Annotated in this window: 1 protein-coding gene; it reads right to left on the bottom strand. The window is 49.6% G+C overall.

Annotated elements, in window-relative coordinates:
* Positions 1-395 (bottom strand): DDE-type integrase/transposase/recombinase (locus tag ACO0LC_RS29185; RefSeq protein ID WP_423009765.1); only part of this gene is annotated, 395 nt, incomplete at both ends.

Here is a 395-nt window from a genome sequence, read left to right as displayed (position 1 = left end):
TCTTCCCCTTGGCTGCACCGTCACGAATCGGCGCATGAGAGAGATGAATATCGAGCCGCACACAAGCCTGCAGAATTTCTTTAGCGGAATAATTCGCCCCATTGTCGAAATACAAACGTTCTGGCTTGCCGCGCTTATACAAGGCAGACCGAAAGGCCAGCACCATGTTCTCGGTATTGTCACGGTAAAAGAATTCAGCATGCGTCACTACCCTGGATGCATCGTCAATGAAGGCGATCAGGAAAGTCTTCTTCCACTGCCCATCCGCTTGTTTAATCGTCGGCCCATACAAGGTATCGGCTTGCCACAGTTGATTGGCGAATTGCATGGCAAATGACAAGCGTTGCTTTTGCACAGCCTTGTCATCAAGTAACTGGTGAGTGCGTATCATCCTA

Source organism: Undibacterium sp. JH2W (assembly GCF_049340425.1).
In the GTDB taxonomy this organism is placed as follows: Bacteria; Pseudomonadota; Gammaproteobacteria; order Burkholderiales; family Burkholderiaceae_D; genus Undibacterium.
Note: the sequence above shows the minus strand (reverse complement) of the source record. Positions and strands in the feature narration are given on the sequence as shown.